Raw genomic sequence first — 24,342 nt, 5'->3', positions numbered from 1 at the left:
GGGGAGGGCTCCGTGTGTGGCGTCGCTACGGGCGTCAGTCGTTGCCGTTGCCCGTGGTCGGCGTCGTCTTCTGGATCTGCAGCAGGAACTCCGCGTTGGACTTGGTCTGCTTCATCTTGTCCAGCAGCAGTTCGATGGCCTGCTGCTGGTCCAGCGCGTGCAGCACCCGGCGCAGCTTCCACACGACGGCCAGCTCGTCGCTGCCCATCAGGATCTCTTCCTTACGGGTGCTGGACGCGTCCACGTCCACCGCCGGGAAGATGCGCTTGTCGGAGAGCTTGCGGTCGAGCTTGAGCTCCAGGTTGCCGGTGCCCTTGAACTCCTCGAAGATCACCTCGTCCATCCGCGAGCCGGTCTCGACCAGCGCGGTGGCCAGGATGGTCAGCGAACCGCCGTCCTCGATGTTGCGCGCGGCACCGAAGAAGCGCTTCGGCGGGTAGAGCGCGGTCGAGTCGACACCACCGGACAGGATGCGGCCGGAGGCGGGGGCGGCGAGGTTGTACGCGCGTCCCAGGCGGGTGATGGAGTCCAGCAGGACGACCACGTCGTGACCCAGCTCCACGAGCCGCTTGGCACGCTCGATGGCCAGTTCGGCGACGGTGGTGTGGTCCTCGGCCGGGCGGTCGAAGGTCGAGGAGATGACCTCGCCCTTCACCGACCGCTGCATGTCGGTGACCTCTTCCGGACGCTCGTCGACCAGGACGACCATCAGGTGGCACTCGGGGTTGTTGCGGGTGATCGAGTTGGCGATCGCCTGCATGATCATGGTCTTGCCGGTCTTCGGCGGCGCCACGATCAGACCGCGCTGGCCCTTGCCGATCGGCGTGACCATGTCGATGATCCGGGTCGTCAGGCCGCCCGACTCACCCTCCAGGCGCAGCCGCTCCTGCGGGTAAAGGGGCGTCAGCTTGCCGAACTCCGCCCGCTGGCGGCCCTGTTCGGGCGCCACGCTGTTGACGGTGTCGAGCCGCACCAGCGCGTTGAACTTCTCGCGCCGCTCGCCGTCCTTGGGCTGACGGACCGCGCCGGTGACGTGGTCGCCCTTGCGCAGGCCGTTCTTGCGGACCTGGGCGAGGGAGACGTACACGTCGTTCGGGCCGGGCAGGTAGCCGGAGGTCCGGATGAACGCGTAGTTGTCGAGGATGTCGAGGATGCCCGCGACCGGGATCAGGACGTCGTCCTCGGTGACCTGCGGCTCGTTGCCGAAGTCCTCGCGCCCGCCGCGGCGGCCCCGGCGGTCGCGGTAGCGGCCGCGGCGGCCACGGCGGCCGCCCTCGAAGTCGTCGTCGTCGTCCTGGCGCCGGTTGTCGCGGTTGTCCCGCTGACGGCCGCCGCCCTGGCCTCCGCTGTCACCCGCGTCGCCCTTGCGGCGCTCGCCGCGGTCTCCACGGTCACCCCGCTCGCCGCGGTCGCCGCGGTCGCCGCGGTCGCCGCGCTGGCCACGCTGGCCGCGGTCACCACGGTCGCCGCGGTCACCCTTCTGCTGGCGGTCCTGGCGGTCGCCACGGTCCTGGCGGTCCTTGTTCGACCGACCCTCGCCGGTCTCCTGCGCCACGGTGTCGGCCTTTGCCTCGGTCTTGGCGTCGGTCTTCGCCTCGACCTTGGTGTCGGTGCGGACGTCGCCGGCGGCGTCAGGGCTGCCCGCGGCAGCGGTCGCCCGGCGCCGGCGGCGCTCGCCGGCCGGCTGCTCATCGCTGACCGGCTGTCCGGGGATCTCGATCTGCTGCTGTGCGGCAGCGGCCTGCTCGGCGGCCTTGTCGCTCTTGGCGGGCTTGTCGGCGCTCTTGTCGGCCGCCTCCTCGCCCGTACGGGCCTTGGAGGTCGTACGGCGCTTCGGCTTGGTCTCGGTGGCGGCGGGCGCGTCGGCCTTGGCCGCGGAACCGGAGCCGCCGGCCTGCTTCTCCTTGATGACCTCGATCAGCTGGCTCTTGCGCATCCGCGCGGTGCCCTTGATGCCGAGGCCGGAGGCAACCTGCTGCAGCTCTGCCAGGACCATGCCGTCAAGGCCGGTGCCGGAACGGCGCCGCCGCGTGGCAGGGGCTGTGGCAGCACCGGTGGCAGGCGCGGCGGGAGCGTCCGTGGCGGGCGCGTTGGCACTGCCATCGGTGCGCACGCCCATCAGATCGGTGGTGTCGCTCACGAAGGGTCCTTCCCTGGAGCGGGCGTCGGCCTGTCTGGCTCGGCGACCGGGTTGTGCTGTCCGGCTCGATGTCCTTGGTCTTGCGGACCGGGCCGGGGCGGTGGTCCCGCCGGATACGGCGGAAAGATCAGTTCATGATTCCGGCGTGAAGAGATGCAGAGTGACTCATGACGCCACGCCGATTCCGGAGCGTGCTCACTTCTGCTCAGGCGATTGCTCCAAGCAGTTTGGGAGGCTCCCGGAAGAAAGTGGTCCCAACTGGGGACACCAAGCACCGCGCCACTCAGGCGTCGGGTACTGACTTGAGGTTAACACTACCGGATCCAACAAACATTCCCCCTCTCCAAGACCGGCAATCAGTCGATCACATGCGTGATCACCCGGCGAGCGGCAGCACGCAGGTGCCCGCCGCATCGAGGGTCAGCCGGTTGGCCGCCCACCCCTCTCCCGCCAGCGCGGCGACCTTGTCGGCCGCCGCGTCCTCGACCAGTGCGAGCACGGTGGGGCCCGCACCGGAGACGACTGCGGGGACGCCGTCCGCGCGCAGTCGGTTCACCAGGGCCACGCTCTCCGGCATCGCGGGGGCGCGGTATTCCTGGTGAAGTCGGTCCTCGGTCGCGGCGAGCAGCAGCTCGGGGCGCCTGGTCAGGGCCTCGACGAGCAGTGCGGCGCGGCCGGCGTTGGCCGCGGCGTCCACATGGGGGACGGTACGCGGCAGCAGTCCACGGGCGGTTTCGGTGAGCACCGGCTTTCCGGGCACGAAGACCACCGGAACGATGGAACCGGCGGGATCCATCCGGATCGCCCGCGCGGTACCGGTGTCCATCCAGGCGAGCGTGAAGCCGCCCATCAGGCATGCGGCGACGTTGTCGGGGTGGCCCTCGATCTCCGTGGCCAGCTCCAGCAGCGCGGCGTCGTCGAGCTTCTGCTCGGCGCCTATCGTCACGGCGCGGGCGGCGACGATGCCCGCGCAGATGGCGGCCGACGAGGAGCCCAGGCCACGGCCGTGCGGGATGCGGTTGGCGCAGACGATTTCCAGGCCGCGCGGCTGCCCGCCGAGCAGCTCGAAGGCGGCGCGCATCGACCGCACGAGCAGGTGACTCTCGTCGCGTGGGAGGGTCTCGGCGCCCTCACCTGCGATGTCGACGTGCAGACCGGAGTCGGCGACGCGCACCACGACATCGTCATAAAGGCCCAGGGAAAGGCCGAGGGCGTCGAAGCCGGGACCGAGATTGGCGCTGGAAGCGGGGGTGCGCACCCGGACGGCGGCGGCGCGGAACGCGGGACCGGCCATCGCTCGATGACTCTCCTTGATTGATGCTGCGGTACTGCCCCAGAACACCGGCACCGAGGCGCCCGGACGCGTCATGGGGTCCGTTCTGACCTGCCCTGCGCACCACTGCGTTATGCCGTGGGGAGGGGAGTTGGCTGCCAGCCTATCGAAGGAAGGTTCTGTGGCGACACAGGGCGCACAGGAGGCGCACGATGCGTGTCGCGCGCCTCCTGTGCCCCAGTGGCACCTCTTCCGGCTTTGCAGCCTTTGCACAGTTTGCTTTCGGTGGGCGGCCGGACGGTGACCGTCCGCCGCCCCCGGACCGTTGGGCCGGGCCGGGCCCGCACGGACGGCGGATCAGGCCAGGCCCAGCCGCTCGGCCGCGGCGCCCGCGTCGATCGGAACCGTGACCGGCTGCGGCGCGCCGGCCACCGCCCAGTCAGGGTCCTTGAGACCGTTGCCGGTGACCGTGCAGACGATCCTCTGGCCCGGGTCGACCTTGCCCTCTTCGGCGGCCTTGAGCAGACCGGCGACGGACGCGGCCGAGGCGGGCTCGACGAAGACACCCTCCTGGGAGGCCAACATCCGGTAGGCGGCCAGGATTTGACGGTCGGTCACCTCGTCGATGAAGCCGCCCGACTCGTCCCGCGCGCGCTCGGCGAACGCCCAGGACGCGGGGTTGCCGATCCGGATCGCGGTGGCGATGGTGTGCGGTTCCTTGACGATCTCACCACGCACGATCGGCGCGCTGCCGGAGGCCTGGAAGCCCCACATCCGCGGGGTGCGGGTGGCGATGCCGTCGGCGGCGTACTCCTGATAGCCCTTCCAGTACGCCGTGATGTTGCCGGCGTTGCCGACGGGCAGCACATGGATGTCGGGCGCGTCGTCGAGCATGTCGACGATTTCGAAGGCGGCGGTCTTCTGGCCCTCGATGCGTACCGGGTTCACGGAGTTCACAAGTGCGACCGGGTAATTGTCGGACAGTGCCCTGGCCAGCGTCAGGCAGTCGTCGAAATTTCCGTCGACCTGGAGAATCTTCGCGCCGTGGACCAGCGCCTGGCCCATCTTGCCGAGCGCGATCTTGCCCTGCGGGACGAGCACCGCGCAGACCATCCCGGCGCGCACCGCGTAGGCGGCGGCCGAGGCGGAGGTGTTGCCCGTGGAGGCGCAGATGACCGCCTTGGCGCCCTCCTCCTTGGCCCGCGTGATGGCCATCGTCATACCGCGGTCCTTGAAGGAACCGGTGGGGTTGGCGCCCTCGACCTTGAGGTGCACCTCGCAGCCGGTGCGCTCGGAGAGCACCTGGGCCGGGACGAGGGGGGTGCCGCCCTCCCGGAGGGTGACGACCTCGGTCGTGTCGCTGACCGGCAGCCGGTCGCGGTATTCCTCGATGATTCCGCGCCACTGACGGCTGGTGGTGGCGACGGTGGAATTGGCAGACATGGGTTCCTTTACTCCCCTTCGACCCGCATGATGCTGGCGACACCGCGGACGGTGTCCAGCTCCCGCAGGGCCCCGACCGTCGACGACAGGGCCGCGTCGGCCGCTCGGTGGGTGACGACGACGAGGGATGCCTCGCCGTCCTTGCCCGACTGACGGACCGTATCGATCGATACGCCGTGCTCGGCGAAGACCGTCGCGACCTGCGCAAGAACGCCGGGCTTGTCGGCCACGTCGAGACTGATGTGGTACCGCGTGACGACTTCGCCCATGGGGCTGACCGGCAGCCGCGTGTACGCGGACTCGCCGGGCCCGGTGGCACCGGCAAGTTTGTTGCGGCAGACCGCGACGAGGTCCCCGAGCACCGCGGAGGCGGTCGGCGAACCGCCCGCGCCGGGCCCGTAGAACATCAGCTGTCCGGCCGCGTCGGACTCCACGAACACCGCGTTGTAGGCCTCGCGCACGGAGGCGAGCGGATGCGTGAGCGGAATCATCGCGGGGTGCACCCGGGCCGTGACGGACGCGCCGTCGGCGGCTCGCTCGCAGATGGCCAGCAGCTTGACCGTGCAGCCCATCCGCTTGGCGGAGGCGATGTCGGAGGCGGTGACCTCGGTCAGCCCCTCACGGTGGACGTCGTCGATGGTGACCCGGGTGTGGAAGGCGATACCGGCCAGGATGGCGGCCTTGGCGGCGGCGTCGAAGCCCTCGACATCGGCGGTCGGGTCGGCCTCGGCGTACCCGAGCGCGGTCGCCTCGTCGAGCGCCTCGCTGTAGCCGGCCCCCGTCGAGTCCATCTTGTCGAGAATGAAGTTGGTCGTGCCGTTGACGATGCCGAGTACCCGGTTGACCTTGTCGCCGGCCAGCGACTCACGCAGCGGGCGCACCAGGGGAATCGCGCCGGCGACCGCGGCCTCGTAGTAGAGGTCGGCGCCGTTCGCCTCGGCGGCCGCATGCAGCGCGGCGCCGTCCGCGGCCACCAGCGCCTTGTTGGCCGAGACCACGCTCGCGCCGTGCTCCAAGGCGGTGATGATCAGGCCGCGGGCGGGCTCGATCCCGCCGATGACCTCGATCGCCACGTCGATGTCGCCGCGCTTGACGAGGGCGGTCGCATCGGTGGTGACGAGGTCGGCCGGGACACCGTCGCGCACCTTGTCGGGACGGCGCACGGCGATCCCGGCGAGCTCCACGGGCGCGCCGATGCGGGCGGCGAGGTCGTCGGCGTGCGTCGTCATGATGCGCGCCACCTCTGAGCCGACAACACCACAGCCCAGCAGCGCCACCTTCAGCGGACGCGTACGCATCATTCGACCCCTGCTTCTCATCGATCGGCGATTTTCGTTCTGCCCATGCACAAGTCTCACGCACCGGACGGCAGATTCCGTCCGTCGTCCAGATGCCGAGACATTTATTTCATCCGGGGTCCGGCCCCGTGGATCCGGCCCTACCCGACATCCAACCGCAGGAGATCTTCCTCCGTCTCGCGCCGGACGATCACCCTGGCCTCGCCGTTGGTGACGGCCACGACGGGGGGTCGCAGCGCGTGGTTGTAGTTGCTCGCCATGGACCGGCAGTACGCGCCCGTGGCGGGCACCGCGAGCAGGTCTCCCGGTGCCACGTCGCTCGGCAGGAACGCGTCGCGTACGACGATGTCGCCGCTCTCGCAGTGCTTGCCGACCACGCGCGAGAGCATCGGCGCGGCGTCCGAGGCGCGGGAGACCAGCGCCACGCTGTACTCCGCGTCGTACAGCGCCGTGCGGATGTTGTCCGACATCCCGCCGTCGACGGACACATAGGTCCGCAGCCCTTCGAGCTCCTTGACCGTGCCGACCTCGTACAGCGTGAACGCCGTGGGGCCCACGATCGCCCGGCCCGGCTCCACGGACAGCCGTGGCACGGCCAGCCCGGCGGCCTCGCACTCCTTGGTCACGATCTCGCCGAGCGCCTTGGCGATCTCGTGCGGCTCACGCGGATCGTCCTCGGAGGTGTACGCGATGCCGAGCCCGCCGCCCAGGTCGATCTCCGGCAGCTCGACACCGTGCTCGTCCCGTACCTCGGTCAGCAGCTGCACCACCCGGCGCGCCGACACCTCGAAGCCGGCCATGTCGAAGATCTGCGAGCCGATGTGGCTGTGGATCCCGATCAGCTCCAGGCCGTCGAGCTTCAGGGCCCGCCGTACGGCCTCGGCGGCCTGCCCGCCCGCCAGCGCGATCCCGAACTTCTGGTCCTCGTGGGCGGTCGCGATGAATTCGTGCGTGTGCGCCTCGACACCGACCGTGACCCGGATCTGCACCCGCTGCCGCTTGCCGAGCCGCTCGGCGATGTGCGCGACCCGGACGATCTCCTGGAACGAGTCGAGCACGATCCGCCCGACGCCCGCCTCGACCGCCCGGGTGATCTCCTCGGTGCTCTTGTTGTTCCCGTGCAGCGCGATGCGCTCGGCGGGCATCCCCGCCCCCAGCGCGGTGGCCAGCTCGCCCCCGGAGCAGACGTCGAGGTTCAGCCCCTCTTCGTTCAGCCAGCGCACGAGGGCCCGGGACAGGAACGCCTTGCCGGCGTAGAAGACGTCGGCGTCCGGCCCGAAGGCGTCCTTCCAGGCGCGGCAGCGCGCCCGGAAGTCGTCCTCGTCCAGGAAGTACGCCGGCGTACCGAATTCCTCGGCCAGCGCACGGACGTCCAGCCCGCCGACGCTCACCGCCCCGTCGGCGGTGCGCCGGACGGTACGGGACCAGACACGCGGGTCAAGGGTGTTGAGATCGGCGGGCGGCCCGGCGTAGTGCCCTTCGGGCAGCACGTCGGCATGCCGGGGCCCGGCGGGGTGCGCGGAGCGACTCATGACAGCGGGGACCTCGATTTCACGTCACAGATGTTCGGGAGCGGAGATGCCGAGCAGGCGTAGGCCGTTGGCGAGCACCGTTCCGGCGGCCTCGGCGAGGGCCAGCCGGGCGCGGTGCGCGGCCAAGGGTTTCTGCTCTCCGACGGGCAGCGGCGGACACACCTCGTGCCAGGGGAAGAACGCATCCGCCGTCGCCTCCAGATGTCGCACCAGCCGGTCCGGGGCGCGGTGTCGGGCGGCCGCTTCGACGGCGGCGGGGTAGGTGGCGAGGAGGGCGGCCAGGGACCGGGTCGCCGGACCGGACGGCGACTGCGCCGGGGCGACCTCCCCGGGCCGGGCCGTGAACCCCAGCTCCCGTGCGCCGCGTGCGCAGGCCCGGGTCCGGGCGTACGCGTACTGCACCCGGAACCGCGGGTTCGTCTCCCGCTGCACCGGCCGCTCGGGCAGCCGTACCGTGTCCCGCGCCGCAGGCCGCAGCAGCGCCCAGCGCGCTTCGTCCTCCCCCAGCCGGGCGACGATCCCGGCGAGCTCCTGATCCGCAGCCGCCGCCACGGCCGGCTTCCGACCCTGCGGACCGGCCGCCGTGATCCGCGCCAGTGCCTCGGCGACCACGACGCCGCGGGCCCCGGCGGGCACCGGCCCCTCGACGGCGGCCGCCCCGGCCTCGCGCTCGCCGTAGCGGTCGCCGGCGGCCAGCACGTCCCGCACGAGGGCGGCCTGCGCGCCGTCGCCCAGGGTGAAATTCAAGAAGCCCGGCCCGGCAATCTCCACCCGGGCGATCCCGGCGCTGCCCGCCAGCCGCTTCCGCAGGATTTCGGCGACCTCCCGGGCCGGCCGTCCCGCGTCCGCGGCGAGCTGCAGTGCGACGTTGGAGGCGTAGTCCCCGCACCCGGCCCGCCGTGGCGGACGCAGCACGATCCGCACCGGCACCGGCACGGAGAGCTCCTTCGCGTCCACGGCACCGCGCACGGAGCGCAGGACGGTACGGGAGAGCTCGGCGGGGGTCACGGGACAAGCGTATGGGAGAAGCCCGCCGAAGACGCGACCGGTTTCGCCCTGTGGACATCTCCACGGACCCGCGGGCCGCTCCCCTGGTGCGGGACGACCCGCCGCAGCTCAGCCGCCGGGCCGGGCGGCGGGCTCCGCTCCCCCGCCCGTCGCCACGTCGGTGTCCGGCCCCACGCCGACGGGCCCGGCGTCGGCTCGCGTCCGGCATCCGCCGACCTGTACCGCGGTGCCCACCCCGCCCTCGGCGGCGCGAACGCCCACGGCCGCGCTCCCGCCCTCGCCCTCGCCCTCGCCGTCGGTACCGGGCTCCCGCCGGCGCCCTTCGCGCACGAGCAGGTCCACCGTCCGTACCAACTCGGCCGGCTCGAACGGCTTCGCCAGGAAGGCGTCGACGCCCACCCACTCGCCGTTGCCCACCTCGCCCTGGGTGCATGCGCTGACAATGACGATGGGGATGTCCCACGTCCGTGGATCGGACCGCAGCCGCGCCGCGGTGTGCAGACCGTTGAGCCGCGGCATCACGACATCAAGGGTCACGACATCAGGTCTCACGTGGTGCACGACATCCAGACATTCGGCACCATCAGCCGCGGTCACCACCTCGAAGCCCTCCAGCTCGAGATTGACCCTGATCAACTGCCGGATCACCTTGTTGTCATCGACGACAAGGATCCGACCGGACAAGCCAGGCACACCATGAGGCTAGGGGCCCACCTGCGGCTGCGTCCCGGTTTTGCCCACTTCCGCCCCCGTGCGGGGGACCTTTCCCCGACCGCCGCCGACGCGCCCTGCGGATGCGCTACAACCCCTGCCGGACCGGTCGTCCCGCCCGGAAAAACCCTGTTCCTGAACACCCCATCAGAGCTGGTAGTGTTCTACCCGTCGCCACGAGAACACAGGCGGCAACGCCCCCGTAGCTCAGGGGATAGAGCAACGGCCTCCGGAGCCGTGTGCGCAGGTTCGAATCCTGCCGGGGGCACAGAAGCCGGACCAGCGTGATGACACCGCTGACCAGTCAAAGTGCCGTGTATGAAGGGCCGGACTCAGTTCAACTGAGTCCGGCCCTTCATTGTTGTTTCGAACTGTTCGCGAGAGACCTGCGAGAGACCTGCGAGAGGGATTCAGGGGGCTTACGGTTCACACCCCTGCCGCTTCGGGTTTCCTCCTCCCCGCCGAGCGCCCTTTCGATCTTCCGGTTGTGCTCTTCCTCCTGGCCGTCGATGCACCCCTCGTACCGGCGGCGCATCACCTCCACCGAGTTGCCCGCCCGCTTCGCCGCCTCGGGGACCGGCACCCCGGCGTTGATCCAGTTTGTGATGCAGGCGTGACGGAGGTCGTACGGGCGGCCGGTGAGCGGGGAGCGTGCCGCGACTCGCTTGCGCTTCAATTTCGTGAGCAGGTTCGCGGTCAACTCCTCGATCTCCACGGCCCATTCCAAGGCCGTATTGACGACTCGGCGTCGCCGACGGGCCACGTCTCCCGCAGCCGCGCTTCCGTCGAGCTTCCGCGTGAGCTGGTAGGCCAACTCCCGGGCCCGCTTCGGGTCTTCGAGTTCCTTCACCCGAAGCGAGCGCCTCCCAAGCCGGCTCCGCGCCTGAACGAGATGCTCGGGGGTCTCAGATTCCCTGTTTGCCGGGACAACGGTCCGCCGGAGAGCGGCCCGCAGGACCTCGCCGTCCGGCTACTCCTTGCCGTCGTCCACCATGACCAGGGCGGCCGTGGCCAGCCCATCGGTAATGCTGTCACGGCTCCTGGCCGCGCCGCCTTTCCACCGTTCCTCAACGTACTCACAGCTGAATTCGAACCAATTGTGGCTGGATGGAGCGCCCGGAAACTCCCGTAACGTCGACCGTTCAAGCGGCTGGGTGGCAAAGGACGCGACTTCCTACGCCAATGCAACCATTGGCCTGGCATACACTTGCTACGCTTACTACAATAACGCTTGAATGCGACCCGCTTTGCGGGGTGAATTCCTGCCAGGCGGGGTGGACCCAGAGCTCTACTGTCTCCGCTTGGGCTCAGACCGAACGGGGGAAGAGAAATCGGAAACTTTCCGGGCGCCCGCGCTCTGTCGCTGGCAGCACCACTCGGGGTTGGTTTGCTGCTTGGCCTACTAGGCCCTCTTGCCGGAAAGTGGAACAGTCCCGCCGGTGTGGTCGTGGATGTCATTTTCTCCGGCGGGTTGTCATGGGCCTGTTACGCATTTCTGGTGGGCTATTTCCGTCAATCCAAGATTGAATCAGTCATTCTTGCGCCTCTTGGGCTGGCCATCGGGGTGGTTACTTACTACCTGTTCAAGGATTCGATTCTTGCCGCCGCCCCGGACGGATTGCAAGCCGGCGCCTCAGGCTCAGGTTCTCAAATTGTGGCATGGGGAGTGCTGGCGTTTGCATTCGGGGCACCTCTTGGGCTCTTGGGTAACGTCGCGCGAGTGCCGGGCGTTGGCGGTCTCTTCTTTCGGCTGTATGAATTCGCGGACGGCACCCCAATCCCGGTGCGCGCGTCGGCGCGTCCAACCGCAACTACAGGTTGCGCCGCGACGCGATAAGGGACAGCGCTCACGCATCACCCCCACTCGCGGCCGCGTAGCAGAACCTCATTCCCCTCACGCACGGTCGTGGACGGGCTCCGCCTGTTCCTGGGCCACCTGGGGCTGGGCACCACGGCGCGCCCGCGGCACCGCGCGCGCAACGCGGTCGACCGTCCACCGGAGAACGGCGGTCGGGAGGAAGATCGCGTCCACCGCGATCATCGCCATCGAGAAGAAGGGCAGGCCGAGCAGGACACCGATGCCCGCATGCATGCTCATCATGATCAGGACCATCACGGTGCGCACGCGTGTGGTGAAGAGCGTGAAGGGAAAGGCGACTTCCACCAACACCGTGCCGTAGGTCAGGAGCAGGACGATCAGGCTGCTGCTCGCGAGGGCGTGGGACACGGCGGGCCACGGGGTGTAGACGGCCACGTGCAGGGGGTAGTAGAGCGCCGTGCCGTCCTGCCAGTTGGAGCCCTGGATCTTGTACCAGCCGGACGCCGAGTAGATCAGGCACACCTGGAGCGCGATCACGAGTATCGCCCCCGCGTGCACGACGTTGCCGACCATCTCCATGACGGTGCGGGGCTCGCCGGGCGCCCGGCGGCGCACCAGCCACCACGCCGCCTGCACGACGACGAAGCCCCAGAGCAGCACGGCCCAGCCCGTGCCCAACTTGCCCAGCACGGTGACCAGGGTGAGTGCGGCGGTGAGGAACACCCACATGACGATCCCGACGGCGTCGCGTCCACCGCCCCGGCCCTCCGCGGAACGCCGCGCGTCCAGCGACCAGACCCGGCCGCAACGCGTGAACACGAGGTAGATCGCCATGATGTGGATGACGTCCTCGCCGGCGTTCCCCACATAGGGGTTGCGGTTCAGGAGTGCCAGCACACCGGCCATGAAGAGCAGCGAGGCGGTACGGGTCCGCCACCCGAGGAACAGCATCACCGACGCGGCGATCGCCATCACGTAGACGATCTCGAACCACAGCCGGCTGTCGGACCACATGAGGGCGTTGAGGGTCTGGTGCGTGCCGATCAGTTCATGGGCCATGGTCCAGCTCCACGGGCTGCCCGGCCCGTAGAGCTCGTTGCGGTGCACCCATTCACGCAGCAGAAGGGCGAGCCAGGTGAGCGAGAGGCCGATCCGCAGGACGGCCGACTGGTAGGGCGCGATGGCACCGCCGGTGATGCGCTCGAGGCCGCGTCCTATCGCGGCGCCGATACTGCGCCGCAGCCCGGCGGAAGACGGCGGCACGTGTGCGTGGCCGGGCGTGGCCGGAGAGGGTGCGGTCATGAGAAGTCCTCGCTGTTGACGGCCCACCACGGCAGCGCCAGATAGCTGGTCTTGGTGTCGGTGTCCTTATGGGTCCAGGGAGGCGCCGCCACCGGGGTGACAGCCGAGCGCACCTGGACACGGACCACCGTGCCGCCGTTGAAGTGCGGCCCGAAGCGATGGGCGACGATGCGCAACAGGTATTCCTGCGCCTGGTGTGCGGACGCGCCGAGGGGACGACCTTGGTTGTCGTGTGAGGCGGCGAAGTTGGTCCAGGCGACAGAGAGCTCGTTCTGGTGCGTTTGGCTGGGGAAGGGATTGTGCACGATCCGTGACTCGTCCAGCGCGCTCAGGTCCACCCAGCTGGTGGTGGCGAGGCTTCCGTCGGGCATCAGGACCGTCGCGCGTGCCTGCACATGAGAGTTCTGCGCCTGCGGGTTGGGGGCGAAGAGCTTCCAACCCTGCGTGAAGTCGGGGGAAATGTACTTGTGAATCCCTGCGGCGTGCTGCGTGGAGAAGGAGTTCACGGGGGCGACGTTGAGGAAGACCATCGCCAGGTGCACGACGCCCGCGATCAACACGCCCACCACCGCGAGGGCGATGATGCTCACCGATACGCGTGAGAGACCGGAGATGCCCCCCGGTCCGCCGACACGGTCCGGCGGCACTCCGCTGCCCTGGCCCGCGCCGCCCGGAGAGTGTCCGGTCGGCGCGGGCCTGTCCGGCAGTGCCTCGTCCGCCGCCTTTGCCTCAGACGGCTTCTTGGCTTTTCCGGTCCCCATGGCTACTAGCCCGCGTTGCCGATGGCGTTGCCCTGGGCGGCGTTACCAGCGTTGCCCTGAGCATTGCCGATGGCGTTGCCCTGAGCAGCGTTACCAGCGTTGCCCTGCGCGTTACCAATGGCATTGCCCTGAGCCGCGTTACCAGCGTTGCCCTGCGCGTTACCAATGGCATTGCCCTGAGCCGCGTTACCAGCGTTGCCCTGAGCATTGCCGATGGCATTGCCCTGAGCCGCGTTACCAGCGTTGCCCTGCGCGTTACCAATGGCGTTGCCCTGAGCAGCGTTACCTGCATTGCCCTGCGCGTTACCAATGGCATTGCCCTGAGCAGCGTTACCAGCGTTGCCCTGAGCATTGCCGATGGCATTGCCCTGAGCAGCATTTCCTGCATTGCCTCGGGCGTTGCCGATCGCATTACCCTGAGCAGCATTTCCTGCGTTACCCCGGGCGTTGCCGATCGCATTACCCTGACCGCCGCCGCCCACAAACTTATTGAAGCACTTCCACTTGTGGTTCTGCCTGAAGCACACTCTACGATCCGGAATGTTCGTCTTGGAGTGTGCTTTTGCGCTGGCATGGCTCTGTGCAGCTGCTGCACCGACCGTTTGGGGTTCACTGGAACTGGCGGCCGTTACACCATATGTGCTCACCGCCAGGCAAGCAGCTGCTGCGACACCTATGCTCTGCCATATCTTCTTCTTCATGGCCGGCCTCGTGAAAATTTAATTGTCTCGATGGGGTAGTTGCGTAAGTTTCATGATCGTCAACCGGAATTCCGGTGACGTGAAGCTTCCACTTGAGCGCTCTAACGCGTGGCCGCTACACGACGTGCTGTTGGCGCTGCTCTCGTCGCATCCTTAACGGACACAACACTTGTCCCCATCGCTCGTCAGATCAAGAGGCGGAATGGCTGGTTTACGTGTGGGCGAGATCGCCGACGACCACGTGGGTAGAACTGCCTAATTTCCTTCAAAAGTCAATCACCCGTCAGGCCATAGTGTAGCGCCAGCCGCGTCAGATCTGCCCTTCGGTGGGATCCGCTCTTGCTGCGCAGGCGGTCGAGATGCGAATGCACCGTGTTTTCCGTGATATCCAGCTTGACGGCGATCTCCCGGTCCGTGGCGCCGTTGGCGAGGAGTTGCAGGATCTGCCTCTCACGGTCGGTGATGTGGAGAGGCGGCACGGGCAGGCCCAGCCCGTTGAAGCGGGCAGAGAAGTAACTGCGTCCCGAAGCCACGGCACGGATGGCGGTGAGCAACTCGGTCTCGCTGATCGCCTGTCCGAGGTAACCGCGCGCGCCGGCCCTGATGCACAGGACCACGTCTGTCTGCGCTTCGGAGACCGACAACACGATGACCGCATGCCCCTTCCGGTGCAGCTGGGTGACGACACTGGACACCTCCCAGGTAGGCACCTGCAGGTTCAGCAGGACGACCCCTCCGCCGTTCCCCTCGCTGCGATGATCGCCGGCCCTCCTGACCGAGGTCACAATCTGCAGATCCGGCTCAGGATTGATCACATGCGCGAGGCCGTGAAGAACCAGCGGGCAGTCGCAGATGACAGTGATCGGCGTCAGAGGTGGGTTCATCGAGGTTCCAGGAGAGGTAGGAACACCCGCCGTACGACGGGCAACGGAGTCATCGGCCGGCGGCCCTACCGTCTGGACTCAGAATGGCTGCATCGGCGGAGATCGGCATGCTCAATAGGCCAGGTGGCTCACCTGGCCCGCCCCCTGACCTGCGCGGGCCCACGGTCGTCCATCGTTCAGGTGGCGGGCGCCCGGGCCGCGGTCGGCGGCCGTGCGGCCGGGGTGGCACGGGGCGTGTGGTGCGTGTGGTCGGTGAGCGGAATCCACGGCCGATACGGGTGTCAGCGGTCCCGCTTTCCGGCGGAGAAGGCATGGGGGCCGAGCCGTGTGACGACACTCTGCATTCGGTGGCTGAATTTCGGAAGAATCCCCTGGAAGGGGATGAGAAATCAGCCGGCCCGGCCCGTGGCGGATCGAGAAAGGGGCCGGCCAAGGGGCGGCGGACCAGTTGGCTCTGCCGTGTGTGGGCGGCGCTTCCTGCGCTCGGTCGAGCGCGGAGGCTTCTCGTCGCGGCGGCGCGCGCCGGGGTCGTGTGCGGGCGCCGCGGCGGAATGCGCCGACCGGACACCGAGCCGGTACGGCCGGGTGTCCGGTCGGGGGAAGCGGTGCGGCGGGCGCGGAACGAGCGCGCCGGGCCGCTCAGTTGCCGAGGTGGACGGGCAGGGACTCGATGCCGTAGACAATCGACAGCTTTCGGAATTCGAGGTCTTCCGGCTGCACGGCCAGACGCATGTCGGGAAAACGGCGGACCAGGGCGGGATAGGCGGCGCGGAGTTCCATGCGGGCGAGTTCGGCGCCGACGCAGCGGTGTATTCCGTAACCGAAGGCGAGGTGCGAGGGAACATTCCGCGAGGGGTCGAACCGCTCCATTTCCGGGCCGAGTTCGCCGTCGCGGTCGGCGCCGCTGAGGGAGCACAGAACGACGTCCCCGGAGGAGATCTGCACGCCGCCGATCTCGATGTCCTCGCGGGCGAAACGGGGGAAGGCGACCTGGACCACGGTGAGGTAGCGGAGCAGCTCCTCCACATAGCGCTCGACGGAGTCGTCGCCGTCCTTGATGGCCGCGAAGTGCTTCGGGTCCTGGAGGAGGACCAGGGCGCCCAGGGCGAGCATGCTGGCGGTGGTTTCGAAACCGCCGGTCAGGACGCCGTCGGCGAGGCCGGCCAGTTCTTCGTCGCTGACCGAGTCGCCGTGTTCCTTGACGATCATGCCGAGCAGGCCGTCGCCCGGATTCTCGCGCTGCTTCTTGACGATGTCCCGGAAGTAGGAGAGCGATTCGGATATGGCACCGAAGGACGCGTTCGCCCCGCTGAAGAGGTCGAAGCGCGCGGCACTGAGGCGTTCGAAGTCGGCACGGTCCTCGTAGGGGACGCCGAGGAGTTCGCAGATGACGAGCGAGGGGATGGGCAGGGCGAAGGAATGGACGATGTCGACCGGTTCGCCGCTCCGGCCCGCCGCCTCCATGGCGTCGAGGCGCTCTTCGACGATCTCGTGGATGCGGGGGGTGAGCCGGCCGAGGCGGCGCATGGTGAATTCGGGGGTCAGCAGGCGGCGGAGCCTGGTGTGGACCGGCGGGTCGGCGAAACCGAGGCCGCCCGGGTTCTGTTCGGCGCCCGCGCCGGCCTTGCCGACGAGGTTGGTGAAGTCCGAGCTGAAGGCATTGGCCTTGCCCAGTACCGCCTTGACTTCGTCGTAGCCGGTGACCAGCCAGACGTTGGCGGCTATCGGCACCGGCAGCTTGCTGATCGGCTCCTTCTCCCGGACGGCCCCCAGATCGCCCACGGGGTCGAGCCCATCGCGCCGCAAAGGCATCAGGACCGACTCGGGCAAGAAGGACATTCGAGACAGGTCGAAGCCCTTTCTGCGCGTTCTCGCCAGATACATGCGGCCGGCCCAGGCGATGATCCGGGAACGGAGAGTCGTCATGACGCTAATACTGCCTTTCGTCGAGGGGGTCGGTCACCCGCGCTCCGCGGCCCCAAGGGGCCGCGGCGGCACGAGACCTCCACTCGGCGTGCCCGGATGAGACGTACGCCATAGCCCCTCGCCTGCGGTGGTCATGGCGCAGGTCCATGCGAACGACCGTGTCTTCGGGCGTCCACATCAGCGTGACGAGCTCGGCCTTGTGCTTTTGGTCTGTTTGTTCAGTTCGTTCGGTGCGATCGGTCGGTCCGGACGAGTTTACAAACTGTCATTGGGAGCGTTCACGGAACGAGGGGGGACATCCCTGAGCCCGACCCTGAAAGATCCCTGAGACACCGGGCCCGACACCACCCCCAGGGGCCGGGGGTGGCGAAGATCTCGTGGCCGCGGCGACGGCGGGACGGCACACCCGCCCCCGCCCGGCCGACCGCGCCGGGACCCGACGCCGGTCCGGCCGCTTCGCCCACCCGGCCGGGCGCCGACCCCGCCGCGGGCGCCGGGTGCGACATAACGGATATATAGCGTGGTGCTTGCTACGTTGCCTGGCATGACGGCAACGGCACCGGCGGCTCCCGCGCGCCCCGCGGACACTCCCCCACCCTTGCCGCTGCCGCCCAAGCGGCGGGGCATCGAACTGGGCCTCCTGGCGGGCGCGGTGTTCATCAGCGTCTGCGGCTACCTGGTCGTCGGACTCTCCACGGAGCACGCCCTCCCGGCGGGTGCGGCCAAGTACGGCGCGGGCCTCGGCGCGCTCGCGCTGCTCGCCCATCTCGCCGTGCGCTTCCGCGCCCCGCACGCCGATCCGCTGCTGCTGCCGATCGCCGTGCTGCTCAACGGCCTCGGGCTGGTGCTGATCTTCCGGCTCGACCTGGAGACACCGGGCGACTCGGCCGCACCCGCCCAGTTGGTGTGGTCCACGGTGGGTGTGGGGCTGTTCACCGGGGTGGTGGTGCTGCTGGGCGACCACCGCACGCTCCAGCGCCACGCCACCGGCTGTGCGGCCCTCGCGCTGCTGCTGATGATCGCGCCGATCGGGTTCCCGGCGATCAACGGCGCCAAGATCTGGATCCGGGTCGCGGGACTCTCGTTGCAGCCCGGCGAGTTCGCCAAGGTACTCATCACCGTCTTCTTCGCCGCCCATCTCGCCGCGAACCGCGAGGCACTGGACGTCAGCGGGCGCACGATGTGGAGCCTGCGGCTGCCCACCGGCCGGGTGCTCGGGCCGGTCGTGGCGATCTGGCTGCTCAGCGTGGGCGTGCTGGTGCTGGAGCGGGACCTGGGCACCTCGCTGCTGTTCTTCGGCATCTTCGTGGTGCTGCTGTACGTCGCCACCGGCCGGATCGGGTGGCTGGTGGTCGGGTTGCTGATGGCGGGGGCGGGCGCGGTGGCGGTCGGCACGCTGGAGCCGCATGTGCACGGGCGGGTGGCGGACTGGCTGCACCCGTTCGCCGGGGCCGCGGCCGGTGAGGGGCCGGGCCAGCTGGCGCAGTCGCTGTTCGCGTTCGCGGCGGGCGGGCTGTTGGGCACGGGGCTGGGCCAGGGCGACTCGCAGCTGATCGGGTTCGCCATGAAGTCCGATTTCGTGCTGGCGACGTTCGGCGAGGAGCTGGGGCTGACCGGGCTCTGCGCGCTGTTCGTGCTGTACGCGCTGCTGGTGGGGTGCGGGTTCCGCGCCGCGCTCGGCATCCGCGAGCCGTTCGGCGGGCTGCTGGCCGTGGGGCTCGCCGCGCTGCCCGCCCTTCAGGTCTTCGTCATCGCGGGCGGGGTGATGGGGCTGATCCCGCTGACCGGGATGGCGCTGCCGTTCCTGGCGCAGGGCGGCTCGTCGGTCGTGACGAACTGGATCATCGTGGCGCTGCTGGCACGGCTCAGTGACCGGGCGCGGGGGCCCGAGCGGCCGCGGCGGGGGCGCCGGCGGGTGGCGGATCCGGCCGCGGGTGCGGATCCGGCCGCAGGTGCGGGCCCGGCGGCGGGTGGCCGGGGGCCGGAGCGTCGCCCGTGATCCGCTGCATCCGGCAGACCGCCGCCCTCTGTCTCCTCCTGCTGCTGGCCCTGCTCGTCAACGCCGCCCGGGTCCAGCTGTGGGAGGCCGACGCCTACACCGCCCATCCCGCCAACCGGCGTGCCGCGCTGGCCCGTTACGCACAGCCGCGGGGCCCGGTGCTCGTCGCGGGCCGGCCGGTCACCGGCTCCCGGGACAGCGGCGGCCGGCTGCGCTACGAGCGGACGTACTCCGACGGCCCGCTGTACGCACCGGTCACCGGCTACTCCTCGCAGCTGTACGGCACCTCGCTGCTCGAACGCGCCGAGGACGGCATCCTGGCCGGCACCGACGGCCGGCTCGCCACCTTCCCCTGGCGGGACCGGCTGATCCGCGGGCACCGGCCGGGCGGCAGCGTCGCCACCAGCATCCACCCCGCGATGCAGCAGGCCGCGTTCCTCGGGCTGGGCCGCAGGAAGGGGGCGGTGGCCGCGATCGAGCCGCGCACCGGTCGGATCCTGGCGCTGGCCAGCACGCCCTCGTACGACCCCGGCGCGCTCTCCGGGAACGGCTCGGCGGTCGGCGACGCCTGGCGGCGGCTGACCGGCGCGGCGCAGCGGCCGATGCTCAACCGGGCGATCGGCCGGACGTACCCCCCGGGCTCGGTCTTCAAGGTGGTCACCGCGGCGGCGGCGCTGGAGAGCCGCGCGGTGACCGACATCAACGCCCCGACCGGTACCCCCGACCCCTACACGCTGCCCGGTACCACCACCCGCCTGGGCAACACGGCGCACGGCTGCCGCAACGCCAGCCTCAAGGACGCCTTCCGGATCTCCTGCAACACCGTCTTCGCGCGGCTGGGCGCCGAGGTCGGGCTGCACGCCCTGGCAGACACCGCCGAGCGGTTCGGGTTCAACGACCGGCGGCTGCGGATCCCCTCCCCCGTGGCGCCGAGCACGTTCGGGACGCGGATGGACGCCTCACAGGTGGCGCTGTCGGCGATCGGGCAGTTCGACACCGCCGCCACCCCGCTCCAGATGGCAATGGTCGCGTCGGCGGTCGCCAACGGGGGCGTACTGGCGCCGCCGTATCTGGTGGACGACGTGGCCAACTCCCGGGGAACCGTCCTGGCCGCCGGGTCGCAGCGGTCCGCACACCAGGCGATGGAGCCCGGCGTCGCCGAGCGGCTCCAGGAGATGATGACCGACGTCGTCGAGCACGGCAGCGGGCGGCAGGCGGCGATCAAGGGCGCCACGGTCGGCGGCAAGACCGGGACGGCGCAGCACGGCGCACACAACGAGGGCGTGCCGTACGCCTGGTTCATCTCCTGGGCCAGGGCGAAGGAGCGAAGCGAACCGGCGGTGGCGGTGGCCGTGGTCGTCGAGGACGCCGCCGCGGACCGCTCGGACATCAGCGGTGGCGGCATCGCGGCACCGATCGCCCGCGGGGTGATGGCCGCGGCACTGCGCGACGGCACCCGCAACGGCCGCACGCCACAATGACCGTATGGCCGACACCCCGCCCGCCCCGCCGCTGTCCCTTCCCGAGGTCGAGGAGCTGGCCCGGCGCGCACATCGCGGGCAGACCGACAAGGCGGGCCGCCCGTACGCGGAACACCTGGCCGCGGTCGCGGCGGGGGTACGCGAGCGCGGCGGCAGCGACGAGCAGATCGCGGCGGCGTGGCTGCACGACTCCGTGGAGGACGCGGCGCTGAGCCGACAGTGGCTGGCGGGCGCGGCGCTCTCCGATGCGACCAAGGCGATGGTCCTGGCCCTCACGAAGCGGGCGGGCGAGCCCGTCGAGGAGTACACCGCCCGCATCCTGGCCACCCCCGGCGCCCTGCTGGTCAAGGAGTCCGATCTGGCGCACAACGCGGATCCGGCCCGGCTGGCCGTGCTGGACGCAGCGACCCGGGAGCGGCTGCGGGTCAAGTACGCCCGGGTTCGGGCGCTGTTGGGGCTGGCGTAGGCCGCCGGGGGCGGGGGTCCACACATCGGACTCCGGCACGGAAAGGTGCCCCCCACAGCTACTCTGCGGCGATGACTCTCCCGCAGCCTTCGGACCCGCGATCCGACCGCGTGATCGCCGCGCTGGACGGCGTCGGCGTCCGCCGCCACACCACCGACCAGGTCATCCTCGACGCCATCGACTGGACCGTGCGCTCCGGGGAGCACTGGGCGCTGCTCGGTGCGAACGGCGCGGGCAAGACGACCGTCCTGAAGCTCGTCGGCGCGCTGATGTTCCCCACCGTCGGCACCGTGGAGGTGCTCGGGCACCGGCTCGGCTCGGTGGACGTCCGCGAACTGCGCGCGGTCATCGGCCTGGTCTGGGGCGCGCAGAAGGTCCCGCAGGACGCGACCGGGCACACCGTGGTGCTGACCGGCGCCACCGGCACCGTGCAGCCGCTGTGGCGCAAGTACGACGCCCGGACCCGCGAGCGCGCTCATCGGCTGCTCGCCGAACTGGACTGCAAGGAGCTCGCGGACCGCCCGTACGGGGTGTGTTCGGGCGGTCAGCGGGCCCGGATCCTGATCGCCCGCGCGCTGATGTCCGACCCCAGGCTGCTGCTGCTCGACGAGCCGTTCAACGCGCTCGACCTGCCCTCCCGTGAGGACCTGATCGACGCACTGCACCGACTGGCCCTGGTGCGACCGGAGTTGGCGACCGTGACGGTCACCCATCACCTGGAGGAGCTGTCCCCGGCCATCGGCCACGCCCTGCTGCTGCGCGACGGGCGGGTGCAGGCGCGCGGCCCGGTCACCGAGGTGCTCACCGGGGAGCGGATGACGGCGTGCTTCGGCCGGCCGATCGAGGTGTCCCGCCACGAGGGGCGCTGGCTGGCCCGGTCGGGCAGGCGCTAACCGCCCACGTGCGGAAGCGGTTCGCGGCGCCGCGCCCACTCCGCGGGCAACGCGCCCGTTCCGGTACGGGCCGCCACCACCCCGCCCGTGATGGCGCAGGTGGTGTCCACGTCGCCGAGGCCCGCGGCGGTCGCCCAGAGTGCGGCCGCCAGGTCCTCCGGGTGTCCGGCGGCGCACCACAGGGCGTAGGGGACGGTGTCGTCGGCGCGGATCCGGCGGCCGCTGCCCAGGATCCCGGCGGCCTGTTCGGGGGCGGTTCCCGGGGGCAGCGCGGCGGCCCGCAGCAGACCCTCGCGTACCGGGCCGTCGGGCGTACGGGCGGCGACCGCGGCGAGTGCCGGCGTCTCGCCGCGGGCCGAGAGGGCGGCCGCCACGGCCACCGCCACCGCCCCCGCGACGCCCTCGGGGTGGGCGTGGGTGACCCGGGCGGAGTGGCCGGCCTGTTCGGCGGCGCGGTCGAGGTCGTCGTGGAACCAGGCGCCGAGCGGGGCGACCCGCATGGCGGCGCCGTTGCCCAGGCTGCCCTCGCCGCCGAAGAGGGCGGTCGCCAGCGTCTCCCACTCACCGGGGGTGGCGGCGACGCGGGGCAGCAGGGCGTGCATGCCGGCGCCGTAGCCGCGGCCGGGGTCGGCCTTGTAGTCGGCGGCGAACCGCTCGGCCAGCGGCTGCGACAGCACCTCGCCGTGCGCCTCCAGGCCGGCGAGCAGGCCGAGCGCCATGGCGGTGTCGTCCGTCCAGTGCCAGTGCGGATCGGGGGGCGTACGGCGCTCCGCAATCAGCCGGCGGGCCTCGTCCTCCGGGCGGAACAGCCCGAAGAAGCGCTCCCCGAAGGCGTCGCCGAAGGCCAGCCCGTCGAGACTTGCGTATGCGGCGGCTCGTGGTCGGTCGTCCATGCGGGGATCCTGCCATGGCAGGATCCGCCCCGTCCGGCGTGGAGTCGGGTGAACTCACCACCCATACGGCTCGGGGTACGACGACCGGGCCCGGTGGCAACGAGAAGGGAACGGCGTGACCCGACCAGAACTCCCCGACATGGCAGACCCCTTGCCGCGGGACGGGCTTCCGGACTGGAAGATCCGCTTCTACCAGCGGGCGATGGTGATCCTTGGCCTGGGGGCCCCATGGGTCTTCCTCTGGGCTGCGGTGAGAAGGAATCCGGGGCTGTGGTGGATCCCGGTGCTGACTCTGCTCGGCACGTATGCGGGGCTCTTCGTCGTCGTCCGGAACTGGCAGGACCGGTTCCGCCGGGCCGGTGTGGCGCTGGCGGGCGTGGTGGTCTGCCGGCTGGTCTGCGGGGAGCTGTTCCGGCAGCTGAACTGAGGCGTCGCGCCCGGACGGCGCGGGTACCACCGGCCGGCGGTGCCCGCGCCGCGGTGTCAGCCCTCCGCCCCCTCCGCGATGGCCTCCGCCACCTCGGCCGTGCGGGCCGCCTCCTCGGCGGCGAAGCGTTCCGCGTCCAGGCGCTCGGCCAGCTCCTCGTCCTGGGCCATCAGCAGGTCCAGGTTGGAGTCGCCCATCTCGAAGACGCCCATGTCCAGATAGGCGCGTTGCAGCCGTTCGCCCCACAGGCCGATGTCCTTCACGCACGGCACGATCCGGCTGAAGAGCAGTTTGCGGAACAGGTGCAGGAATTCGGAGCGCTCGGTGATCTCGGCGGCTTCCTGATGGGGGATGCCGAAGTTCTCCAGCACCTCCAGGCCGCGCAGCCGGTCGCGCATCAGGTAGCAGCCCTCGATGACGAAGTCCTCGCGCTCGCGCAGTTCGGCCTCGGTGAGCTGCTTGTAGTAGTCGCGCAGCGCCATCCGCCCGAAGGCGACGTGGCGGGCCTCGTCCTGCATGACGTAGGCGAGGATCTGCTTGGGCAGCGGCTTGGTGGTGGTGTCGCGGATCATGCCGAAGGCGGCCAGCGCCAGGCCCTCGATCAGCACCTGCATGCCCAGATAGGGCATGTCCCACCGGGAGTCCTTGAGGGTGTCGCCCAGCAGCGCCTGGAGGTTGTCGTTGACCGGGTAGAGCATCCCTATCTTGTCCTGGAGGAAGCGGCCGTAGATCTCCGCGTGCCGGGCCTCGTCCATGGTCTGGGTGGCGGAGTAGAACTTCGCGTCGAGGTCCGGGACGGACTCCACGATCCGCGCCGCGCACACCATCGCGCCCTGCTCGCCGTGCAGGAACTGGCTGAACTGCCAGGAGGTGTAGTGCTGACGCAGATCGCCGCGGTCCTTCTCCGTCATCTTGTCCCAGTACCTGGTGCCGTACAGGGACATCGACTCATCGGGGGTGCCGAGCGGGTCCTTGGGGTCGACCTCCAGGTCCCAGTCGATGCGCGACGTGGCGTCCCACTGCTTGTCCTTGCCCTTCTGGTAGAGGGCGAGCAGCCGGTCGCGGCCGTCGTCGTACTCCCAGCTGAAGCGGGCCGCGCCGGCGGCGGGCACCTGCCACAGGGGGTCGCCTGGGTCCTGAACGTACAGATCGCGGGTCGACACCGGCGCCTCCTCAGCTCATGAAACTCGCCACACGCGCACCACGGCCGTCGGCGGCCCACTCGCCGGGGCGGTGACACGACATGCGTCACTCGCCGGCCAAAGGCCCGGCCGGGGGCAGTCGTTGGCAGGCTCACACGTTTCTTACCGACGGGTCAATAAGTCGTGCACGGGGGATTGACGGGCTTGCTGACACGCAGTCTCATAAGAGGCGATCCTTCGTGA

Annotated in this window: 21 protein-coding genes and 1 tRNA gene; 7 read left to right on the top strand and 15 right to left on the bottom strand. The window is 70.1% G+C overall.

What is annotated here, in order from left to right; genetic code table 11:
* Nucleotides 1-34: 34 nt before the first annotated feature.
* The 7 genes from rho to ACGFML_RS04130 form a co-directional block, all read right to left on the bottom strand.
* Nucleotides 35-2,140, bottom strand: a complete 2,106-nt coding sequence (gene rho / locus ACGFML_RS04160) for a transcription termination factor Rho (RefSeq protein ID WP_393539744.1) — start codon at nt 2,138-2,140, stop codon at nt 35-37.
* A gap of 376 nt (nt 2,141-2,516) precedes the next feature.
* A complete protein-coding gene (gene thrB, locus ACGFML_RS04155; RefSeq protein WP_393539742.1) occupies nt 2,517-3,434 on the bottom strand; it encodes a homoserine kinase in 918 nt (305 codons plus the stop codon).
* A gap of 336 nt (nt 3,435-3,770) precedes the next feature.
* Nucleotides 3,771-4,856, bottom strand: a complete 1,086-nt coding sequence (gene thrC / locus ACGFML_RS04150; protein ID WP_393539740.1) for a threonine synthase — start codon at nt 4,854-4,856, stop codon at nt 3,771-3,773.
* Between the two features lie 8 nt (nt 4,857-4,864).
* On the bottom strand, nt 4,865-6,157 hold the full coding sequence (locus ACGFML_RS04145; protein WP_393539739.1) for a homoserine dehydrogenase: 1,293 nt from the start codon (nt 6,155-6,157) through the stop codon (nt 4,865-4,867).
* 137 nt (nt 6,158-6,294) lie between these two features.
* Nucleotides 6,295-7,686 carry a diaminopimelate decarboxylase gene (gene lysA, locus ACGFML_RS04140; protein ID WP_393539737.1) on the bottom strand — a complete coding sequence of 464 codons (1,392 nt, stop codon included), beginning with the start codon at nt 7,684-7,686 and terminating at the stop codon, nt 6,295-6,297.
* A 24-nt stretch (nt 7,687-7,710) separates the two neighbouring features.
* Nucleotides 7,711-8,694, bottom strand: a complete 984-nt coding sequence (nrtL, locus tag ACGFML_RS04135; protein ID WP_393539735.1) for an ArgS-related anticodon-binding protein NrtL — start codon at nt 8,692-8,694, stop codon at nt 7,711-7,713.
* Between the two features lie 108 nt (nt 8,695-8,802).
* Complete coding sequence (locus ACGFML_RS04130; protein ID WP_393539733.1) at nt 8,803-9,387, bottom strand: PleD family two-component system response regulator; 585 nt, start codon at nt 9,385-9,387, stop codon at nt 8,803-8,805.
* 214 nt (nt 9,388-9,601) lie between these two features.
* Between ACGFML_RS04130 and ACGFML_RS04125 the strand changes: the two genes are divergently transcribed.
* Nucleotides 9,602-9,673: transfer RNA gene (locus tag ACGFML_RS04125), tRNA-Arg, on the top strand.
* Between the two features lie 87 nt (nt 9,674-9,760).
* Here the strand turns inward: ACGFML_RS04125 and ACGFML_RS04120 are convergent.
* Entirely contained in the window at nt 9,761-10,255 is a 495-nt protein-coding gene (locus ACGFML_RS04120) for a hypothetical protein (protein WP_393539731.1), read from the bottom strand.
* Between the two features lie 597 nt (nt 10,256-10,852).
* Here ACGFML_RS04120 and ACGFML_RS04115 point away from each other — a divergent pair.
* Nucleotides 10,853-11,242 carry a hypothetical protein gene (locus ACGFML_RS04115; protein WP_393539728.1) on the top strand — a complete coding sequence of 130 codons (390 nt, stop codon included), beginning with the start codon at nt 10,853-10,855 and terminating at the stop codon, nt 11,240-11,242.
* Between the two features lie 57 nt (nt 11,243-11,299).
* Here the strand turns inward: ACGFML_RS04115 and ACGFML_RS04110 are convergent, their stop codons facing one another.
* The 5 genes from ACGFML_RS04110 to ACGFML_RS04090 form a co-directional block, all read right to left on the bottom strand.
* On the bottom strand, nt 11,300-12,526 hold the full coding sequence (locus ACGFML_RS04110; protein ID WP_393539725.1) for an HTTM domain-containing protein: 1,227 nt from the start codon (nt 12,524-12,526) through the stop codon (nt 11,300-11,302).
* A complete protein-coding gene (locus tag ACGFML_RS04105) occupies nt 12,523-13,116 on the bottom strand; it encodes a DUF5819 family protein (RefSeq protein ID WP_393539723.1) in 594 nt (197 codons plus the stop codon). The genes ACGFML_RS04110 and ACGFML_RS04105 overlap by 4 nt, the downstream gene beginning before the upstream one ends.
* Nucleotides 13,117-13,292: 176 nt before the next feature.
* Nucleotides 13,293-13,988: a hypothetical protein gene (locus tag ACGFML_RS04100; protein WP_393539721.1), complete on the bottom strand. Its 696-nt coding sequence runs from the start codon at nt 13,986-13,988 to the stop codon at nt 13,293-13,295.
* A 272-nt stretch (nt 13,989-14,260) separates the two neighbouring features.
* Nucleotides 14,261-14,872: a LuxR C-terminal-related transcriptional regulator gene (locus ACGFML_RS04095; RefSeq protein ID WP_393539719.1), complete on the bottom strand. Its 612-nt coding sequence runs from the start codon at nt 14,870-14,872 to the stop codon at nt 14,261-14,263.
* 639 nt (nt 14,873-15,511) lie between these two features.
* A complete protein-coding gene (locus tag ACGFML_RS04090) occupies nt 15,512-16,798 on the bottom strand; it encodes a cytochrome P450 (protein WP_393539717.1) in 1,287 nt (428 codons plus the stop codon).
* A gap of 544 nt (nt 16,799-17,342) precedes the next feature.
* Between ACGFML_RS04090 and ACGFML_RS04085 the strand changes: the two genes are divergently transcribed.
* From ACGFML_RS04085 to ACGFML_RS04070, 4 genes are all read left to right on the top strand, one after another.
* Complete coding sequence (locus tag ACGFML_RS04085) at nt 17,343-18,797, top strand: FtsW/RodA/SpoVE family cell cycle protein (protein WP_393539715.1); 1,455 nt, start codon at nt 17,343-17,345, stop codon at nt 18,795-18,797.
* Nucleotides 18,794-20,278, top strand: coding sequence for a penicillin-binding transpeptidase domain-containing protein (locus tag ACGFML_RS04080; protein ID WP_393539713.1), 1,485 nt, complete (start codon nt 18,794-18,796; stop codon nt 20,276-20,278). The genes ACGFML_RS04085 and ACGFML_RS04080 overlap by 4 nt, the downstream gene beginning before the upstream one ends.
* A 4-nt stretch (nt 20,279-20,282) precedes the next feature.
* A complete protein-coding gene (locus tag ACGFML_RS04075) occupies nt 20,283-20,744 on the top strand; it encodes an HD domain-containing protein (RefSeq protein WP_393539710.1) in 462 nt (153 codons plus the stop codon).
* 71 nt (nt 20,745-20,815) lie between these two features.
* Entirely contained in the window at nt 20,816-21,637 is an 822-nt protein-coding gene (locus ACGFML_RS04070; RefSeq protein WP_393539708.1) for an ABC transporter ATP-binding protein, read from the top strand.
* Here ACGFML_RS04070 and ACGFML_RS04065 read toward each other — a convergent pair.
* Nucleotides 21,634-22,530, bottom strand: coding sequence for an ADP-ribosylglycohydrolase family protein (locus ACGFML_RS04065; protein WP_393539706.1), 897 nt, complete (start codon nt 22,528-22,530; stop codon nt 21,634-21,636). The genes ACGFML_RS04070 and ACGFML_RS04065 overlap by 4 nt on opposite strands.
* A 115-nt stretch (nt 22,531-22,645) precedes the next feature.
* Between ACGFML_RS04065 and ACGFML_RS04060 the strand changes: the two genes are divergently transcribed.
* Nucleotides 22,646-22,957 carry a hypothetical protein gene (locus ACGFML_RS04060; RefSeq protein WP_393539705.1) on the top strand — a complete coding sequence of 104 codons (312 nt, stop codon included), beginning with the start codon at nt 22,646-22,648 and terminating at the stop codon, nt 22,955-22,957.
* Between the two features lie 56 nt (nt 22,958-23,013).
* On the opposite strand, the gene ACGFML_RS04055 is transcribed toward ACGFML_RS04060, so the two are convergent.
* A complete protein-coding gene (locus ACGFML_RS04055; protein WP_393539703.1) occupies nt 23,014-24,120 on the bottom strand; it encodes a ferritin-like domain-containing protein in 1,107 nt (368 codons plus the stop codon).
* Nucleotides 24,121-24,342 lie beyond the last annotated feature (222 nt).

It is taken from the genome of Streptomyces sp. NPDC048650 (genome assembly GCF_043199095.1).
Lineage (GTDB): Bacteria > Actinomycetota > Actinomycetes > Streptomycetales > Streptomycetaceae > Streptomyces.
Note: the sequence above shows the minus strand (reverse complement) of the source record. Positions and strands in the feature narration are given on the sequence as shown.

Bases quoted from the DNA above. Each gene is read 5' to 3' on its own strand.
- thrB (WP_393539742.1), bottom strand. From the start codon at position 3,434: ATGGCCGGTCCCGCGTTCCGCGCCGCCGCCGTCCGGGTGCGCACCCCC.
- thrC (WP_393539740.1), bottom strand. From the start codon at position 4,856: ATGTCTGCCAATTCCACCGTCGCCACCACCAGCCGTCAGTGGCGCGGA.
- ACGFML_RS04145 (WP_393539739.1), bottom strand. From the start codon at position 6,157: ATGATGCGTACGCGTCCGCTGAAGGTGGCGCTGCTGGGCTGTGGTGTT.
- lysA (WP_393539737.1), bottom strand. From the start codon at position 7,686: ATGAGTCGCTCCGCGCACCCCGCCGGGCCCCGGCATGCCGACGTGCTG.
- ACGFML_RS04110 (WP_393539725.1), bottom strand. From the start codon at position 12,526: ATGACCGCACCCTCTCCGGCCACGCCCGGCCACGCACACGTGCCGCCG.
- ACGFML_RS04100 (WP_393539721.1), bottom strand. From the start codon at position 13,988: ATGAAGAAGAAGATATGGCAGAGCATAGGTGTCGCAGCAGCTGCTTGC.
- ACGFML_RS04095 (WP_393539719.1), bottom strand. From the start codon at position 14,872: ATGAACCCACCTCTGACGCCGATCACTGTCATCTGCGACTGCCCGCTG.
- ACGFML_RS04090 (WP_393539717.1), bottom strand. From the start codon at position 16,798: ATGACGACTCTCCGTTCCCGGATCATCGCCTGGGCCGGCCGCATGTAT.
- ACGFML_RS04085 (WP_393539715.1), top strand. From the start codon at position 17,343: ATGACGGCAACGGCACCGGCGGCTCCCGCGCGCCCCGCGGACACTCCC.
- ACGFML_RS04075 (WP_393539710.1), top strand. From the start codon at position 20,283: ATGGCCGACACCCCGCCCGCCCCGCCGCTGTCCCTTCCCGAGGTCGAG.
- ACGFML_RS04070 (WP_393539708.1), top strand. From the start codon at position 20,816: ATGACTCTCCCGCAGCCTTCGGACCCGCGATCCGACCGCGTGATCGCC.
- ACGFML_RS04065 (WP_393539706.1), bottom strand. From the start codon at position 22,530: ATGGACGACCGACCACGAGCCGCCGCATACGCAAGTCTCGACGGGCTG.